Origin of the sequence: Stackebrandtia sp., from assembly GCF_035643755.1 — a bacterium.
Lineage (GTDB): Bacteria > Actinomycetota > Actinomycetes > Mycobacteriales > Micromonosporaceae > Stackebrandtia.
This window is the reverse complement of sequence record NZ_DASQPW010000040.1, coordinates 1-2,841: the sequence shown is the minus strand read 5'-3', so window position 1 is coordinate 2,841 and position 2,841 is coordinate 1. Positions and strand designations below refer to the sequence as shown.

Genomic DNA, 2,841 nt, shown 5'->3' with positions numbered 1-2,841 from the left:
GACGAGCCGCCCGTACTGAAACGTCGGGATGGCGGCATCGGCGTGAACGTTGGCGAGCCACGGCTTGTCGTCGAGGGCCTTGTCCCAGCAGACCTTCAGGTACCCCCCGCCGAGCCCCGCTGAGACCTCGGCCGCTTCCAGCAGCACGGCCTGCATCTCATCGCCTGCGAGTTCCGCAAGGCGGTCCTGCGTGTCGGTGTCGGAGTCGTCCGGCATGGTGAAGGTCGGCGGCTCGGAGAACAGCATGTCCGCGGAGACGGAGCAGATGTCGCCGGCGAGCGGCAGATGCAGCTTTGTGCGGCGCTCGCCTTGTGAGGTGGGGATGCCCCAGAACCAGCGGGCCAGGGTGCGGCCGATCGCGCCACGCAGGCCCGGCCGGTCCGGGTTGAGGAAGCCGCCCAGCGGGACGCCGGGGTCGCCGGCGAGGTTGCCGCCGTAGATGTCGGACAGCTGATCGGTGTCGCCGGTGTACCAGGCGGACCACACGGCGAGGCGGGAGGTGACGGACTGGAGCTCTTTGGGGGGCCAGACGCCGCCGGTAGGCAGTGGCATGGGGGCGGCCTCGATTCGGTCACGCTCGGTAGCAGGGATGGCTTGGGGCGCTCTTACCGGCCGGTGAGTGGTGGTGACTCATCGCAGGTCAGAAGTGGATGTACGGAGAGTTACGCCGCTTCGCGCAAGTGGGGCCGCCACTTGGACTCGGTGGTGTGGATCGCATATCGCAAGGCGTCGACCGCATGGTCATCGACCTTGATCGGCGCGTCCTCACCCTTCGCGGCCTTGTCGTCGTCCCAGGAGTAGCCGGGCAGCTCGTTCAGCAGGTTCCGGCATGAGCGGTGCACGTACAGCCGGTCGCGGGCGAACAGCGAGGACACAGTACGGATCCCGTCGAGGACGGCGTTGTCGCCGAGCACCGGGGAAAGTTTGTCCTGCCACAGCTGCGTGTTGAAGGACGCGGCAGAGGGGTCGACGATCACGTGTTGCGGCCGTATCCCGCCCAGGTCGGTGTCCATCCAGGCCCGCAGCTTCGCCGAGTACTCGACGTCGGTGAGCTGCTTGTGCTGCCGCTTGGAGTCCCACCACCACTCGTGGCCGACGTACAGATTCCCGTCGACGCCGGCGCCGAACATGAGGGCCGCGAACGGGTTGACGGTTCCGTAGTCCACACCGCAGGCGATCCACTGCTGGATCGGCGGCAGCTCGTCCACGACGTGCCGGTCAGGGTCGAACATCTCGTACACGGCTCCTTCGGCGAGGCACCAGTCACCGAGGACGAGACGCCGGTACCAGAGCCCGACGTGCTCCTTCTTCGTCTCCTCGATGTAGGAGCGCGGCAGGGACGGGTTGTCGTCCAGCTGGAAGGAGAACCTGTGCAGGTCGAGCAGGTCTTCGCTCTGGAACCGCTGGATCTCACCCTCGCGGGTCAGGTGCACGGTCGCCCGGTTGAGATGGTCGCGCTTCAGCCAGTGGTTCGGGCCGTCGGGGTTGGTCGTGCAGATCAGCCGGGCGCCCTCGACTGACAGGCGGGTCTTCAGCATCGCCCAGAACGACTCGGGCAGGATCGAGGCTTCATCGACGTAGGCGCCGACGAGGGTCAGGCCGCGGATCTTCTCCTGGGAGCGCTCGTCGTTCGCGCCGGCGATGTAGACGAGCCGGCCGAGCAGCCACAGCTCGCCGGCCCCGCCGATGAGCTTGCAGCGCCGGTTGCCGAGCATCTCAATGAGCGGGTCGAGGATGTTGCGCTTCAGTGTCCGCTCGGTCTTGCCGACCATGAGCAGCGGACCCTCGGGGGCTTCGCGAACGAACTTCAGCCAGGCCAGCAGCGACGCGATCGTCTTGCCGGACCGTACCGCGCCCTCGAAGATGTTGAGGCGGGCGGTGCACAGCCCCACGGCGGCCAGAGCCTTGCCCTGGAGTGGTGCGACCTGCATCAGGTACCGAGCATGGAGCGCAGCCACGCATCGACGGCGGCGAGCCCCTGATCATCGTTGTCGTGCTTGTCCGCGGCCATGTGCTTGTCGAACGCGATCGCAGCCGACGTCATCAGGTTCCGCAGGTCAGCCGTAGGCGGCTTGTCCAGGACACGCTCGTTGTAGTCGTTGTCCTTGCCGCCGAAGTTGAACACCAGATGTGGGGCGTCCATCTGGTCGAGCAGCTTGTCGGCCTTCTCCAGGAACTTCCGCGAGATCTCAGCACGCCGGGCCTTGCTATCGGCGACCTTGGCCTCTGTCGCGTCTTTGGTCGCGGATCGATCGAAGGACAATCCCTCTTGGCCTGCGATGCGGGAGATCGTGGACTGCGCTACGCCGTGCTCGCGGGCGATCTGGTGAGCGGACTTCTTGCCCGCGGCGATGTCGGCGATGATCGCTGCCCGCTTCTCGGGCGATGTTGCTCGCGGCACACGAGATCACCACCCTCATGCGGTCCTGGAATGCGGAAAGGCCCCGCTGGTGAGCAGGGCCTCGGAGATAGTTCTCCAAACCGAATGATTGCCTGTGGACAACCGTTCCGTCAAGCCTGGTCACTCAGGATGGATGCCGACCGTGGCTCGAACGGCGACCTGCACCATCGGCGGCTCGTTGTTGCGATGCGCGACCGAGCCTTCCTGGGCGATATGCAGCTGAACCCGCAAGACCTCCCACATACCGCCGCCATGGTCGATCCGCAGACCGGGGTACGGCAGCGTCGGCATGACGAACGGCGGCAGCATCGCACCCTCGACACCGTCTTCGTACAAGGTGATCCGGTATCCGCTCATGCTCCGATCCTCTCCCGTTCCTCGGCCTGTGTCAGCCGCTTGGCCAGCCACTCCCACTCCGACGTCGGCCAGCACGGCTTCCC

Annotated in this window: 3 protein-coding genes and 1 pseudogene; all 4 read right to left on the bottom strand. The window is 66.3% G+C overall.

Annotation, left to right across the window (positions count from 1 at the left end; translation table 11 throughout):
• Positions 1-552: pseudogene (locus VE172_RS03050) on the bottom strand (phage portal protein); the annotation flags it as partial.
• A gap of 110 nt (positions 553-662) precedes the next feature.
• Positions 663-1,931 (bottom strand): PBSX family phage terminase large subunit, encoded by a 1,269-nt coding sequence (locus tag VE172_RS03045; protein WP_324796983.1) that lies wholly within the window; start codon positions 1,929-1,931, stop codon positions 663-665.
• Positions 1,931-2,401 (bottom strand): hypothetical protein, encoded by a 471-nt coding sequence (locus VE172_RS03040; RefSeq protein WP_324796979.1) that lies wholly within the window; start codon positions 2,399-2,401, stop codon positions 1,931-1,933. Before VE172_RS03040 ends, VE172_RS03045 begins: the two co-directional genes overlap by 1 nt.
• Before the next feature lie 120 nt (positions 2,402-2,521).
• Positions 2,522-2,841 (bottom strand): hypothetical protein (locus VE172_RS03035; protein WP_324796976.1); only part of this gene is annotated, 320 nt, incomplete at its 5' end.